A 15,188-nucleotide genomic window follows, 5' to 3' on the forward strand; every position below is an offset into this window, starting at 1 on the left:
GGAGTGGTGGCTAATGCGGTGGCGTGCCCAGTTTGGTCACCTCGGGTTGGTCTCGGCACAAATGCCCCTGAAACCTGGGGCTCACACCCCCGTCTCGGGGTGGCATGTTGCCGACCTTGCATCCCCGCCCCATCCGGGGGCAATGACCTTTTCGACACTACATCGTTATTGTTCCGTTACTTCTTTCGTATCTTGCGCCACTTTCGCCACACTATTCACACAACTTCTGATTATATAATTACAAATTAGTTCAATGTGGGGGTAGCCGAACAGCCATAAAACGCAGATTTCCCCTATTTAAGACAGTCTCACGCACAAACGGCCATCAGCTCGCGCACTTCAGGCCGGAAACGGCCCGTCGTTAAGCAGCATCCATTCCACACCCTTTACATACCCCCGATTCCACCTTTTTCAGACATCTAGAAAATGAATTCGGTCACAAACAAAGGAAATCTACCGCCATTCACCAACCCCCATTACCCCCGTTGTTCACTTTTTGTCGTCGCTCGCTGAAGTTCAAACGCTGGTCGCTACCGGTCTGGCTGTGTAAGAATTCGACACCGTCAAACAATCTGTCCATTCCCCAAACGCTGGCTGAGAAAAACCTGGGGCGATTTCTGCACGACCGCTGAAATCACCAAGGTCCTCGATGGCCGTGCGGACGGGTATGTAAAGAAAGTCTTGTTGTTTTATGACTACTTCGATCATCGCGAATGATCCCAAGCAGCGCCGCAAGGTGCTCACGGGAACTCTCGTGGGTACGACCATCGAGTTTTATGACTTCCTGATTTACGCTCAGGCCGCAGCTATCGTGCTCGCTCCGCACTTCATCGAGCCGGCTGCGAAGTCGAACCCACAGGTCGCTCAGGTGCTCGCCTGGGCAACCCTGGGTATTTCCTTCCTCTTCCGCCCGCTTGGCGCTATCGTCGCCGGCCATATCGGTGACCGCTACGGCCGCAAGATGATTCTGGTCTTCACCCTCATCGGCATGGGTGCAGCTACTTTCTGTATCGGTCTGCTGCCGACTTATGAGTCAATCGGCATCGCTGCACCTATCCTGCTGGTTCTGCTCCGTATCTTCCAGGGCCTTTCCGCGGGTGGCGAATGGGGCGGTGCGGCCCTGATGTCCGTGGAGTACGCACCGAAGGAAAAGCGCGGTATCTACGGCGCATTCCCGCAGGCCGGTGTTCCGCTGGGGCTGACCCTGGCTACCGGCACCATGCTGATTGTTATGGCTATCATCGGCGAGGAAGCCTACATGGACTGGGGTTGGCGTGTGCCATTCCTGCTGTCCTTCATCCTGGTTCTGGTTGGTTACATGATTCGTCGCACCGTCGATGAGTCCCCGGTCTTCCAGGCTATGCAGGCTGAGTCTGCTGAGCGCTCCGCTCCGCTGCCGGAGCTCTTCCGCAACCACTGGGGCAAGGTTATCCAGGGCGCCCTGATCTTCGCTGCTCAGCAGGCCACCGGTTACCTCGTGATCGCATTCTTCGGCGCTTACGCACAGAAGACACTGGGTTACCCCGCAACCGTCGCTTGGACAGGCACTCTCGTCGCCGGTATCTGCTGGACCATCTTCATGTTCATGGCCGGCGCTTGGTCCGACCGTATCGGCCGCGCAAAGACCTTCATCATCGGCTACGTCCTAATCATGATTTGGGAAGCCGTCATGTGGAGCCTCCTGGATAAGGGCCCGTTCCTCTACGTCATGACCGTCGCAGTCCTCACCCTGCCGCTGGCACTGACCTTCGGCCCGCAGCCTGCCATGTACTCCGAGATGTTCCCGGCTGAGGTTCGCTACTCCGGCGCTTCCATCGCTTACGCCATCGGCGCTGTCCTGGGTGGTGCATTCGCACCGATGATTGCCCAGATGATCATGGACGCCACCGGTAACCCGTTCTACATCTCCATCTACCTGATGGCCATGGCTATCCCGGCACTGATTGCCCTGTTCCTGCTGCCGAAGGGTCTTGAAGACCGTGACCTCATCGAGCACCCGGAGACTAACCTCGACGAAGTTAAGTCGCGCGTCTAGTTCCCACAGCTAGGGGTCTGACCGACCGAGGGTCTGATTACGCGAGCCGTCGTCAAGCACTGCACAACGCAGCATTTGCTTGACGACGGCTTTTGCGTTTCCACCTTCGTTCTATCCCGGTAGCTTGTTTCCGACCCGCGGCCCCGATTTCCTCACGAGTTTCTCAGTCGAAAGCGGCTGACAAGCCCCAGATATCCCATTAACGTTGGGTTATGGCACAGACTTCTTCCACCTCCACGCGAATCCCCCGCCGTCGCTCGACCGACGCTCCGAAGACGCTCCCCTCCCGTCCTGAACCGGAAGTGGCAGGCGCACTGCAAAAGGCCCTGGACGGCTATTTCCCCGAGGCACGCGCTGATGTCCGTGTCCTTCTAGAAGACCCCTCCCTGCGGCCCACCTCTGGGCTGACCGTGGAGGAGGCCAGGCAGCACACCACCGACGCGCTTTCCAAGGTGCTTAAGACCGGCATGCCCTATGGCGCTTTCCGCACTGACCAGGGCGGCACGGGAGATACCGGTAGCACTCTCTCCGGGATTGAAATGCTCGGCCACACCGACTTGTCATTGATGGTGAAGTCCGGAGTGCAGTGGGGCCTTTTCGGCGGCGCTGTCAGCAACCTGGGAACTGAGCGTCACGGCGAGTTGGTGCGTGACCTCATTGAGCTGCGGGCTCTCGGCTGCTTTGCGATGACCGAGCGCGGCCACGGCTCGGACGTCCAATCACTCGAAACCACGGCGCACTACGACCCCGAGACGGAAGAATTCATCCTCAATTCCCCTACGGCTTCCTCCGAGAAATGGTTTTTGGGCAATGCCGCGCGCGATGGGCGCTGGGCTGCGGTCTTTTGCCAGCTCTGCACACCAGGGCAGGAAGAATCCCATGGCGTGCACTGCATTGTCGCTCGAATCCGCAATGATGATGGTTCGCCTGTCGATGGGGTTGCTATCGGCGACCACGGCACCAAGGGTGGCCTCTTGGGCGTGGACAACGGCACTCTCATGTTCGATCATTACCGCGTACCGCGGGAGAACCTGCTTAACCGTTTTGCAGATGTCTCGGCCACTGGCGAGTACAGCAGCGATATTGACAGCCCCAATGCACGGTTTTTCACGATGCTCGGTGCCCTCGTGCGCGGCCGCGTGACAGTCGGTGCGGCCGCTGGTGCGGCAACCCGCACCGCATTGACCATCGGCACTAAGTACGCACACTTGCGGCGCCAATTTGCTCCCGACGATTCGCTGCCGGAAAAGAAGCTCATTGAGCACCGCCAACACCGAATCCGACTACTCCCCCGCATTGCGCGTTCGTACGGTCTGCAATTTGCGACCAACCTGCTAATCAAGCGGATTCACGACCTCGAAGCGGAGGGGCTGGACCGTGCGAATCTAACCCCGGAGCAGGCTCGCGATTTGCGTGAAGTGGAGGCGCATGCCGCCGCATTGAAGGTCGCCAACACCGCACATGCCACCGACGCCATCCAGGAGATGCGTGAGGCCACCGGTGGAGCCGGCTACATGGCAGAGAACCTGTTGACCATTCTCAAAGAAGACTCTGACGTATTCACCACTTTTGAGGGCGACAACGTGGTGATGTTGCAGCTGGTCACCAAGGAACTCTTGGGCGGTTTTGCCCGGGAGGTGCAGAGTTTTTCCAACCTGGAGATGGTGCGCTTCGGCCTCGACAATTTCAGTGGCATATTGCGCCGTCGCACCGGTGCAGATGCCGTCGTCCAGAACCTCTTGGATGCGCTGACTGACGCTGATGAGTCCTCGCTCTTTGACCCCGCCAGCCAGATGCAGCTACTTATCGAGCGCGAGAACCGACTTCTCAAGTCCCTTGCTCGCAGGCTGCGCCCGGCGCGGAAACTGCCTGTTGAAAAGGCCGCGAAGCTGGTGGACAAGGTCCAGGACCACATGATTTCCTGCGCGTGGGCGCATATCGATCGCATGATCCTGGAAGCGTTCTTCGAAGCCGAATCCACGATCACAGACGAGCGCTCTCAAGAAGTGCTCGAGCAGGTTCGTGATGTGTTCTTCCTGTCGGTTGTCTGCGATAACGCCGGCTGGTTCTTGGAGCAGTCACTGCTCACCGGTACTCGCACCAAGAGCGCGCGAGCGGGCTTGGCCGATCTGGTTGATTCCCTTGGTCCCTGGTCTGAGGTACTTGTCGATGCCTTTGGTGTCCCCAGCACCATGCTGGATATCCCCATGATGGAGCCTTACGAAGCGATGACGCCGAAGGCTAAGGCCAACCCGGCTAGTTAGCAGGTTGGCTACTGCGCCAGGAAACCTTCCAGCCCAGCCACAGTGGCCTCTGCCAAGCGCTGACGGCCTTCGCTGGAAGTCAAGAGGGCAATGTCGCTGCTATCGCGCATGTTGCCGTATTCGACCAGTGCCTTTGGCTTCGTCGATAGGTTGAGTCCGGTGAGGTCTGCGCGCGGATTCAGCCCCTCGCTGCCGAGATAGTTAGACGGCGCAAAACCTGCGGCAACAAAGGCATCGCGCAGGGCGGTTGCCAGCGCGGTAGAGCCCTGCTCGTCATTATTGGCGAGTGGCTGAGAAATCGCCGACACATGGAATCCGCGGTTGCCCTCTCCAGCACCGTCAGCGTGGAGGCTCACCACGGCATCGGCGTTGGAAGCATTTTCCTTCTCTGCGCGGGCATCGATGCAATCTGCACGACCGGCATCATCCTCGCGGCTGAGTAGCACCTGAGCACCGCGCTGTTCGAGCAGTTGCTTGATTTCCTGTGCCATCAGCCAGTTGAACTCGTGCTCCGGGAAGCCGTCGTTGGAAGCGGTGCCGGAGGTATTACACGGCTTCTGACCGCCACGGCCGTCAGTGACCATCATGTCCGCTGGTGGCGGGGTGCCGGCGTGTCCCGGATCGAGGTAGATGACCTTACCGGCTACAGCGCTGGAGCCGTCGGCACGCGAAGTAGCACGATTAGCTTGCTGTTGTGGTGCGTCGCTCGGGGCGACTGCGTCAGGGTTAGCAGAATCAGGCATTGCAAACTCCTCATTCGGCGGAGTGGGGTTCGGCATCTGCATGGCCTCTTCTTCAGCTGCCAAGGACGTTTGAGTTTCCGCCGAGGCAGCTTGCTGAGCGCTTCCTGCTCTGGAAGCCTCCGTGTCGATGGTGCAGGCCACAAGACCGGCAGGCATGATTGCCGCGGCCGCCAAAACCACAGCTAGTCGTCCCGCTGATGGTCGCACTACTAATCGCTGGTGTCCGGGCTGTCGCATCGTGCGTTCTCCTAGTATCCGCGTACCTGCCATGTGCTGAGTAACAGTAGCAAACACTCGATTGAGAGTCCCCGGCTCCGAGATTTCCGCCCCCATTCGTTTCGGGGAATCACCGCACGTCGGCTTGCCGCCGGATTCGCTCTCATCATGTTTGACCGATCCAAAAAATAAAAAACGGGACCCTTTTCCAAGGATCCCGTTTCAAACCGAGCCGCCTGCGAGAATCGAACTCGCGACCTTCTCATTACGAGTGAGACGCTCTACCGACTGAGCTAAGGCGGCACGCACATCGCGCTGAGCTTTCAAGCAAGCAGAAATAACTCTGCACAAAATGTACAAGCGGTAATACTACTGCACTGCCCCATCGTGACCAAAATGGGGTCTTCAGTCCGCTGAATTGGGCATAGCTGCTGGCTTACCTGCGACCAACCTGCCCTGCGATCTGCAATTTAGCCATCAATTCATCCATCAGGACCGTCAACTTCACCGCGGTCACCAGCATGCCGCGCACCTCGGTGACAGCATCGATGGAGGCCAATATCGCCTCCGGCGGAAGACGTCGGGCTAGCTCTGCGGCTGTCCGACGACGGTCCGGATTAATGAGATAGACGGAGCCATCCCCAAACTCGGAATCAGCGCCGGAATCTGAAACAGAAGCGTCAATAGCAGACCCAGCACGTTCCGCCCCAAACGCCAGCACCAGGGCGTCACGGTAAAGCCCCATAATGTCGGTCAACGACAGGTCAATCAGATCTGACTCCGCGCGCCTGCGCCGCCGCTTCTGATTATCCTCCAGCTCCTTGATCACCCCCTTAGAGCCGCGCAGCGCCGCCTGCGCACCCTTGCCAGACGCACCTACACCCAACGAGCGCTCGAGATTCTCCAGCTCCTCAGCCTCTAGCGGCTCCATCCGCCGCTTCACCTCGCCAGCCACTTCGTTGGCTAACTCTCGCGCCGCCAAATACGACTTCGCCGGGTCGAACACGGCCTCCACGAAATCCAGGGCCTTACCCCGCCAGGCACGCGAGCCCTCATCGGAGACAAAGCCACGCGCACGCCCGATGTGACCATTGGATACCGTCGCGGCCCAGACCGCTTGCTCGTCGGTAAGCTCTGGTCGCTCTGCACGCAGGAGGTTTGTAACGTCGTCGATATGCGGCGTCGGCACATAGACGTGGCGGCAGCGCGAACGGAGCGTAACGGAGAAATCCTCCGCGTTCGTCGTAGGTGCGCACATGATAATGACGGTGCGCAGCGGCGGCTCTTCCACCACCTTGAGCAGCGCATTTGAGGCGGATTCGTTGAGGCGGTCGGCGTCTTCGATGATCAGCACGCGACAATCCGCCGTTGTGGGCATCTTGTAGGCCCAGGGCCGCAGCTCGTCCCTCACCGTCGCCACGGAAATGATGGTGCCCTCCGGGCGCACAATCTTGATATCGCCATGCGTTCCCGCCAGCGCCGTCCGGCAGCCCTCGCACTCGCCACATCCGGGGTTGTCATGCCGCGTGCACAGCAGCGCCGCCGCAAACGCCGTCGCCGTCACCGACCGCCCCGACCCCGCAGGTCCCGTGAACAGCCAGGCGTGCGTCATGTCCGAGTCGCGTGGCACATCGCTTAACGACGACCCCGCGTCCCCACCTTCCGGCGAAACCTCCACCCCATCGCCTGCCAGCGGTTGACCGTTGGCAAAGCGATAATGCGCAGCGCGCACAGCAGCCTGCAGCCGCTGGCGAACCCCACCGGTTTCGGGCATACGAGAAAACACGCTGCGCTCTGTCATGGCCACAACTCTAGCGCGCCCCACGAGACTCTTGTGAGGTAACTACTCCCTGCAATCCGGGGTTGCCACTAAGGTAGTAATCATGCAACGGCTCTGGCGAAATCTGAAATGGCTAAGCGGGACAATGTGGCCTGCTTATGCCTCATTTATCTTCGTCTGCAACCTTGTCGGAGCCATGATTGTCGGCTTGTTCCTCGGCATGCTGTTGCCACTGAACCAAGAAACTCACCTGCCGCGGTTGGCTAATGGGGTCATCTATGCCCTGGCTGGTTACCTGGTTCTGGCAATTATTGCGGGAATCGGCACTACTTGGATCCTGTTCAAGCCGTTGTTGAAATGGCAGCGCCATCCGGATATGCACGATCCGCGGCGGGTACGATATCTGGTCATGCGCGTGCCTGTCTATCAGGCACTCTTGGGTACCGTCATCTGGTCTCTGGGCGTGATTGTCTTCAGTGGAGTCGCGTTCGCCTATGACAGCAAGATTGGCATGATGGTGCTGCTCACCTCGGTGCTCGGTGGCGCCATGGTGGCACTGTTGACCTATCTAATTGCGGAGCGCATGGTGCGTCCGGTTGCTGTGGAGGCGCTGGCGCGTAGGGCCCCGGATTCTTCGCTGGAGCCACCGATTGGCCACCGCCTGCGCCAGACGTGGGTGTTGACCAGCGGTGTTCCAGTGGTAGCAATCCTGCTTGTGCTGATAGGTCAGCGCCGTGGTCTATTCACAGATGACGCGGCAGATTTGCTGCCCACCATCACCGCGCTGGCAATTCTGGCTCTGATTACCGGCTATTTCGGCACGATGTTGGCCACTATGTCCATCGTCGACCCGATTCGTGATCTCACGGGTGCGATTAACAAGGTCCGCCAGGGCCAGGTGGATACGCGCGTGCCTATTTACGACGGCTCCGAGATGGGCGTTCTCCAGGCGGGTTTCAATGAAATGATGCGTGGCCTGCAGGAGCGTCAGCGGGTCCGTGACCTCTTCGGCCGCTATGTCGGGTCTGAGGTCGCCCGTAAGGCTCTGGAAGAAAAGCCGACTTTGGGCGGCGAGAATCGCCTCGTCGCGGTGCTGTTTGTGGACGTGATTGGTTCGACCAACTTCGCGGAGAAGAACTCACCAGAAGTCGTTGTCCGTGAGCTCAATGCGTTTTTCGACCACGTTGTTGACTGTGTGCACCGCAATAAGGGCATTATCAACAAGTTCCAGGGTGACGCGGCTCTGGCCGTCTTCGGTGCTCCTCTGCCCCTCGATGACACTGCTGGACACGCCCTCACAGCCGCCCGTGAACTGCGCGAGGAACTGCTCGACCTCCAACTCACCGCAGGTATCGGCGTCTCCGCCGGGCACGTCGTCGCCGGCCACATCGGTGCCCGCGACCGCTTTGAGTACACGGTCATTGGTGACGCGGTTAACCAGGCTGCCCGTCTGACCGAGCTGGCCAAGGACACCCCGGGCCGCGTGCTGGCCACGGCTTCCACTATTCGCCTGGCCAACGAGGACGAGCAGGCTCGCTGGACCACCCTGAAGTCCGTGGAGTTGCGCGGTCGTACGCACATGACGCAGCTTGCGCGCCCGGTGCGCCCGACGCTTGCCGACGAAGCTTAGGGCTCGTTGGGCGCCCAGTACCCCTAGACTTCTCAGACGGCGAACACACTTACTCCACCGAGAATAAATCTCCTGGCTGGCAGTCCAAAGCTTCGCACAACATAGTGAGCGTCGTGAATCGCACGGCCTTCGCCCTGTTGTTTTTCAGCACTGAGAGGTTGACCGGAGTGACCCCGACCTGTTCGGAAAGGGCTGCCAACGTCATTCCGCGGCTTTCAAGCAGCTCATCTAAGTGGCACACAACCTTCGCCATTTAAATGAGTCCTTCCTGATCTTCCTGCATTCGAGCAGCTCGGAACAACATAACTCCGAGAGTGGAGATGACTATCATAAGGACAAACCATATTCCCAGGTACTCATTGAAATCGGCATGATCACGCTGGTACCACGTGCTCAGATTCAGGCTACTTGCGACCCAGTTTTCGCCCATATGCTGCAGGAAACTACTTGCCGGATACATCGCCACCAGCCAGGAGATAGCCATAACTCGTCGCGCAGTCTTAACTGTAAAAAACTCGCCTTTCAGGTACGAGAGTGAGAACAACACGCAGAGCACGGCAATCGCGGCGACGATAGCGCATCGAACAACAGTCGCAGCAATAAACAAGGAGAGGACTCCACCACTCATAACCTCGATAGGAACCCCTTTGTCACTTCCCAGCACTTCGGGCAAAAGCAGGGTCAGATCACTGGGGAACTGCTGATGAAGAACCGGATGGCGGAGCTGGAGCAAAATGTAAGCCAGTGCAAACACTCCGGCAAAAAGGCTCACGATTACATCCCGGCGCTCCTTAGTTTGATTGACATACGGGTCATTTGGCTTCTTGGTCTGTGGAGATACCATAGCTAACTTCCTTACTGCACCGTAATTGGCGCGGTTAGTGAGATTATTCTGTGGGCAGACTGGGTCCGCCACCCAACACCAACACATCGTTATTCGATGTATCGATTTTCGATACTATATCGTTTTTCGATATACCGCAAGACCCCTGCAACAATCGCTGTCCACCGCGAACCTGCGCACCCTCCCGCCAATCCTTTACGTTGGAGGAATGACTGACAACCGACCCAGTTCTAACACCGACCCCAGACCCCGCATGCTCGTCCCCGATGCTGCGCGCGGATTCGCCCTCCTTGGCATCGCGATCGCGAACATTGCCACTGCCTGGTTGGTTGCAGATCCAGAACTGCCCGCAGCATTCTTCGGCGGCGTCATAAACGACAGCATCGCCGACAAGGCCACCGTGCTGTTTACCGCCGTGACCGCACACAATCGCGGGTTGCCGATGTTCGCAACGCTGCTCGGCTTCGGTGTGGGACTCATCGTCCGCAGTTTGGCCAGGAGGAACTTTCCACGGTCGCGGGCGCGGGTGGTCGTCGTAAAGCGTTATGCGTTCCTGGGGCTGTTCGGCGTTGCGCACATGCTGTTTCTGTTCTTTGGCGACATCATGTTTCTCTATGGCATCTGCGGCATCATCCTCGGGCTACTTATGGGCCTCAGCAACAAGGTGCTGACGATTCTCGCGTGGATTGCGCTGACGATCAACGCTGCACTGAGCCTGCTGTTTTTGGGATTCGTAATTGCGATGCCCGACGCCGAGTTCGTCGGCTCCGACATGAGCCAGTTCGTCAACGGCGGTGCGATTGAAACAAGTTACCTGGATATGCTCGCCGCGAATCTGCAGGTCCTGACAATGAGCATCACTACCCTGCCGCTGCAGCTGTTCCTCTACCTGCCGGTGATGATGATTGGCTTCGTGTGGGCTCGCAAGGGCGTGCTTGACGACGTTGACGCGCACCGCCCCCTGCTTATTCGGTGGCTCGTGGTGGCTGTGGTCGTGGCTTTCGGTATCGGCATCCCTATGGGGTTGGCAGCGATTGGTGTTCTTCCAGCCGGACAGCACATGGCCTTCTTGGTAATTAATAACTTTGCCGGAGTGTTCGCCGGTCCTGGCATCCTAGCCGGGCTGGCGTTAGCACTGCAGCCGCTCCAACGACGCCTGAACGAGGGCGCCGCTGTACCTGGTTGGCTGGTGCCGATTGTGGCGCTCGGCAAGCGTTCGATGACGGGCTACCTGATGCAGTCGGTGATCTTCTTTGCGCTGGTGTACCCGTTTATGCTGGACATCCCGCGCGACATGGGCGCGTTCGTGCAAACTCTCATTGCTGTGAGCGTCTGGTTGGTGACATTGTTCGCCGCGTGGGCGATGGAGCGTCGCGGCATGCAGGGTCCGTTTGAGAAGGTACATCGCCGGCTGTCGTACGGGCCGACGATGCGAGCGGAGTTGGCCGGGGTCGGTGGCCCCAAGCCGGCTCCGCAGGGTGCACCGAGCGCGGCGGGTGCGGCGGGCACGCCAGGTGTGGCGGACGCGGCGGGCGCTTAAGACCTACTTGCCCTACTTGCCCCGGCGCGTCGCCTTCACCACGCGCTTGGTGGTGCGCTTGACTGCTTTCCTGGTGGTCTTCTTCGCAGCCTTCTTCGTGGTCTTGCGAGTCGACTTCTTCGCCGCCTTCTTTGTGCCACCATCGGCGGCTTCCTTCGCACGACGCTCAGACAGCAGTTCGCAGGCGCGGGCATCAGTCAGCGTCTCAGGGGTATCCCCCTTGCGCAACGAAGCATTGGTGACGCCATCGGTGACGTACGGGCCGAAACGGCCATCCTTCACCGACATCGGACGACCGGAGACATCGTTGTCGCCCAGCTGCTTCAGCGGCGGCTTCGCAGCAGCACGACCTCGGCGCTTCGGCTCAGCGTAGATACGACGCGCCTCGTCCAAAGTCACGGTGAAAATCTGCTCTTCGTTGGCCAACGAACGCGAGTCCGTGCCCTTCTTCAGGTACGGACCGTAACGGCCATTCTGAGCAGTAATAACCTCGTTATCGACCGGATCGACACCGACCTCGCGCGGCAGGCTCATCAGCTTCAGAGCCTCTTCCAGCGTCACGGTCGACGGTTCCATGGAGGAAAACAGCGAGGCCGTCTTCGGCTTCAGAGTTTCCTCGATGATTTCCGCGGTGCGCTTTTCCTTCTGCTTGGCGGCGGTCTTGGTTTCCCAGTTCTTCTTCCGCTTGCCCTCGGCAGCGCGCTGAGCGTCCTCTTCGGCGCGCTCAGCTGCGATGATCTCCTCAGCCTTGGCTACGACACTCTCGCGTTCTTCATCGGTGACCAGCTCGGTGACGTAGGGGCCGTAGCGGCCATCGCGAGCAACGATCATGCGACCATTAGCCGGGTTAATGCCCAGTTCACGACCGCCCTGCGGCATGGCCAGCAGCTTCTCAGCGGCAGCCAGATCCAGCTCGTCCGGAGTCATGGCCTCCGGGATGTTGGCACGCTGCACCTCGTCGGCACCGTTTTCACCGGCCCCCGGGCGCGTACGCTCCAGGTACGGCCCATAGCGGCCAACGCGAACGATGATCGGGTTGCCCTCGGCATCGTCGAAAAGGTGGAGCGAATTGACCTTCCGAGCATCAATCGATTCCAAGTTCACATCGATGATGTTCTTCAGACCACCGTGGGTCGCAATAGCGTCGGCTCCCTTGTGGCGGTGATCCTTGTCATCGCCGAAGTAGAAACCGGTCAGCCAGGTCGTGCGATCCTTATTGCCCGCAGCAATGCCGTCGAGCTCATCCTCCAGCTCGGAGGTGAAGTCGTAGTTGACCAAATCGGAGAACGCTTCCTCCATCAGCCCCACCACGGCAAAGGCCACCCACGAAGGCACCAGAGCGTTGCCGCGGGAGTAGACGTAGCCGCGATCCTGAATGGTCTTGATAATCGACGCGTAGGTCGACGGACGCCCAATTCCCAGGTCCTCCATCTTCTTCACCAAGCTGGCCTCGGTGAAGCGCGCAGGCGGGTTGGTGGAGTGACTGTCGGCACTGAAGTCCGTGGCCGTCAGGCCCTGGCCTTCCGTCAACTGTGGCAGACGCTTCTCGGCGTTGTCGGCGACCTTGCGACCGTCGGAAAGCGCGGAGACCTCGACGTATGCCTTGAGGAAGCCCGGGAAGCGAATCGTGCGTCCAGTGGAGGCAAACTCGACGGCGTGCGTGTCGGTAGCACCGGCGATGGTGACCTTCATGGACGTGCCGCGTGCGTCGGCCATCTGCGAGGCGACGGTGCGCTGCCAGATTAGTTCGTAGAGTTTGAACTCCTCGGCATCCAGCGAGCCAGCCAGCTGACCTGGCGTTGCGAACGTCTCACCAGCCGGGCGAATCGCCTCGTGCGCTTCCTGCGAGTTCTTCACCTTGCGCGAGTACTGGCGCGGCGCATCGGCGACGTATTCCGAGCCGTAAAGCTCCAACGCCTGCTTACGCGCGGCATCAATGCCGGCCTTGGACAGCGTCGTGGAGTCGGTACGCATGTAGGTAATGTGACCGTTTTCGTACAGACGCTGCGCCACACGCATCGTGCGCTCAGAGGTGTAATGCAGCTTGCGGCCGGCCTCCTGCTGCAGCGTGGACGTCATAAACGGCGGGTACGGCCGGCGGGTGTACGGCTTCTCCTCCACCGACGCGACCTTGAGCTCAGAGCCCGCGAGGTCCGCCGCCAGAGTTTCGGCGAGCTGCTTATCGACGACCCGAATGCCCTCAGACTTCTTCAGCTGGCCACGGTCATCGAAGTCCCGGCCCTGCGCTACGCGCTGACCATCAACGCTGGTCAGGGTTGCGACAAATTCCTTCGGCTGGTTGGCATCAGCAGAAGCCGAACCGGTGTCCAAAGTTGCGGCGACGTCCCAGTACTCAGCGGAGATAAACGCCATGCGCTCGCGCTCACGCTCGACGATGACGCGCGTTGCCACCGACTGCACACGGCCTGCCGACAGGCGCGGCATGACCTTCTTCCACAGCACCGGGGAGACCTCGTAGCCGTAGAGGCGGTCGAGGATACGGCGACCTTCCTGGGCATCAACCAGGTTCTGGTCCAGCTCACGAGTGTTGGCCGCGGCCTCCAAGATGGCCTGCTTGGTGATCTCATGGAACACCATGCGGCGCACCGGCACCTTGGGCTTCAGAACCTCCAGCAAGTGCCAGGCAATAGCCTCGCCCTCACGGTCGGGGTCAGTTGCGAGATAGAGTTCGTCGACTTCCTTGAGCTTGGCCTTCAGGTCAGCGACTTTCTTCTTCTTATCAGCGCTGACGACATACAACGGAGCGAATCCGTTGTCGACATTCACACCCAGACGAGCCCAGGGCTCCTTCTTGTAACGAGCCGGAACGTCGGCTGCGCCACGGGGCAAGTCGCGAATGTGGCCCACCGACGCCTCCACGATGTAATCATCGCCGAGATACGGCTGAATCTTGCGAGCTTTCGTCGCCGACTCGACAATTACAAGGCGCTTGAGGCCGTCTGAATTCGCCATAGAAGTTTTTCTATCCTGCAACGTTGAATGTTTTTGACTGTTTAGATTCTTGTTTTCGTTTAAATCTTGGGGTTCTTGGCCGGACTCTGGCTGGGCTTCAGCTGTGAGAGGCCCGCAATCGGTTCCAACCGGTTCCGATCAGTGCAAATCAGTTCCCGGCCGCGTTCTCCCCGGAAGATTATCTGGAAAGAATATGAAGAATATAAGGAATACCGTACACACAATCTAGTTTGTCGCGTGGATTCCTCAAGTATCGGGCGGATTTTGGGTGTGACTGAAGGGGCTGTTGTGGGGGATCCCCGGTGGCCGGCAGTTGCCGACCCGACGGCTGCTGTGCGGCTGGCCATGATTATCCCAGTGGCTGTCAGTGGCTGGCCACGACAGGCCGCAGCGGGCGCAGCCGCCGCAGCGGCCGCGTGATCGCGGGCTGCAAATGTGAAACTGTATGAGTTTATGACACTTTCAAGCCATTTTTCGGGCCATTTTTGTCATAAACGTAGTCAGTAACTCGGATTGACCCACTGCCACCAGAAATGCAAAAATCCCACGCAGAAATTACTTTCCGCGTGGGAGAATCAAGGCTCACCCCATGAACACAACATGGACCTTGAAAAGCCAAAAATTCCGCGCGCCAAACCAGACAATAGCCCAGTTCAACCCGGAAACGGTTGACTTACAGAGGCTTCACGTCCAGAGCCTGCGGACCCTTCTGGCCCTCACCAATCTCAAACTCGACTGCCTGGTTCTCTTCCAGCGTCTTGAAACCAGTGCCCTGGATCTCGGAGTAGTGAACGAACACGTCGTTGCCACCGTCAGCTGGGGCGATAAACCCGAAGCCCTTCTCCGAGTTGAACCACTTCACAGTACCCTGTGCCATTACAAAACTTCCCAACTTCAGGATTCGATAAAACAAGTATTCGCCACGCACATCCGGCCACACACGATGGGGTAAACACGGCCAAAGCACCCTTTCGCCTCGTGCGAGTTTTTGCTGGGTGCCCGTTGGCGGGCGATACACTCAAAAAGTCTGCCACGTTTGGGGCGCGAGCGCCGATTAGGAACAGCTTCTTGCCACCCCCGTAAACCCGTGTTCGGAGTCCGGAGAAACTGGGGTGTCGAATAGCGAGAATGTGGCTGATAGGAAGCGTCGTCAAACATATGAA

At 59.1% G+C, this 15,188-nt stretch carries 11 protein-coding genes and 1 tRNA gene; 5 read left to right on the forward strand and 7 right to left on the reverse strand.

The features are described from left to right. Positions 1-691: 691 nt before the first annotated feature. Both QKE19_RS10200 and QKE19_RS10205 read left to right on the forward strand, forming a co-directional pair. Positions 692-2,035: an MFS transporter gene (locus tag QKE19_RS10200; RefSeq protein ID WP_347890956.1), complete on the forward strand. Its 1,344-nt coding sequence runs from the start codon at positions 692-694 to the stop codon at positions 2,033-2,035. A 212-nt stretch (positions 2,036-2,247) separates the two neighbouring features. After that, on the forward strand, positions 2,248-4,299 hold the full coding sequence (locus QKE19_RS10205) for an acyl-CoA dehydrogenase (RefSeq protein ID WP_347890958.1): 2,052 nt from the start codon (positions 2,248-2,250) through the stop codon (positions 4,297-4,299). 8 nt (positions 4,300-4,307) lie between these two features. Here the strand turns inward: QKE19_RS10205 and QKE19_RS10210 are convergent, their stop codons facing one another. The 3 genes from QKE19_RS10210 to QKE19_RS10220 form a co-directional block, all read right to left on the reverse strand. Further along, positions 4,308-5,279: an N-acetylmuramoyl-L-alanine amidase gene (locus QKE19_RS10210; protein WP_347890960.1), complete on the reverse strand. Its 972-nt coding sequence runs from the start codon at positions 5,277-5,279 to the stop codon at positions 4,308-4,310. Positions 5,280-5,488: 209 nt separating this feature from the next. Continuing rightward, positions 5,489-5,561, reverse strand: a tRNA-Thr gene (locus QKE19_RS10215). A gap of 133 nt (positions 5,562-5,694) precedes the next feature. After that, positions 5,695-7,059, reverse strand: a complete 1,365-nt coding sequence (locus tag QKE19_RS10220; protein WP_347890962.1) for a DNA polymerase III subunit delta' — start codon at positions 7,057-7,059, stop codon at positions 5,695-5,697. 82 nt (positions 7,060-7,141) lie between these two features. Between QKE19_RS10220 and QKE19_RS10225 the strand changes: the two genes are divergently transcribed. After that, positions 7,142-8,668 (forward strand): adenylate/guanylate cyclase domain-containing protein, encoded by a 1,527-nt coding sequence (locus QKE19_RS10225; protein WP_347890963.1) that lies wholly within the window; start codon positions 7,142-7,144, stop codon positions 8,666-8,668. A gap of 49 nt (positions 8,669-8,717) precedes the next feature. Here the strand turns inward: QKE19_RS10225 and QKE19_RS10230 are convergent, their stop codons facing one another. Together QKE19_RS10230 and QKE19_RS10235 are read right to left on the reverse strand one after the other, a co-directional pair. Then, positions 8,718-8,921 carry a helix-turn-helix domain-containing protein gene (locus tag QKE19_RS10230; RefSeq protein ID WP_005511351.1) on the reverse strand — a complete coding sequence of 68 codons (204 nt, stop codon included), beginning with the start codon at positions 8,919-8,921 and terminating at the stop codon, positions 8,718-8,720. Continuing rightward, positions 8,922-9,512 (reverse strand): hypothetical protein, encoded by a 591-nt coding sequence (locus QKE19_RS10235; protein WP_347890965.1) that lies wholly within the window; start codon positions 9,510-9,512, stop codon positions 8,922-8,924. It abuts the gene before it with no gap. Positions 9,513-9,720: 208 nt separating this feature from the next. On the opposite strand from QKE19_RS10235, the gene QKE19_RS10240 reads away from it, so the two are divergent. Continuing rightward, the gene (locus tag QKE19_RS10240; protein ID WP_347890967.1) at positions 9,721-11,052 is read left to right on the forward strand and encodes a DUF418 domain-containing protein; all 1,332 of its coding nucleotides are present in this window, start codon (positions 9,721-9,723) and stop codon (positions 11,050-11,052) included. A 12-nt stretch (positions 11,053-11,064) separates the two neighbouring features. Here the strand turns inward: QKE19_RS10240 and topA are convergent, their stop codons facing one another. Next, positions 11,065-14,025: a type I DNA topoisomerase gene (gene topA / locus QKE19_RS10245; RefSeq protein WP_069359061.1), complete on the reverse strand. Its 2,961-nt coding sequence runs from the start codon at positions 14,023-14,025 to the stop codon at positions 11,065-11,067. Positions 14,026-14,313: 288 nt separating this feature from the next. Between topA and QKE19_RS10250 the strand changes: the two genes are divergently transcribed. After that, a complete protein-coding gene (locus QKE19_RS10250; RefSeq protein ID WP_255468755.1) occupies positions 14,314-14,445 on the forward strand; it encodes a hypothetical protein in 132 nt (43 codons plus the stop codon). 253 nt (positions 14,446-14,698) lie between these two features. Here the strand turns inward: QKE19_RS10250 and QKE19_RS10255 are convergent, their stop codons facing one another. After that, complete coding sequence (locus QKE19_RS10255) at positions 14,699-14,902, reverse strand: cold-shock protein (protein ID WP_005511370.1); 204 nt, start codon at positions 14,900-14,902, stop codon at positions 14,699-14,701. Between the last annotated feature and the right edge of the window lie 286 nt (positions 14,903-15,188).

The sequence above is a fragment of the Corynebacterium sp. c8Ua_99 genome, from assembly GCF_039907185.1.
In the GTDB taxonomy this organism is placed as follows: Bacteria; Actinomycetota; Actinomycetes; order Mycobacteriales; family Mycobacteriaceae; genus Corynebacterium; species Corynebacterium jeikeium_D.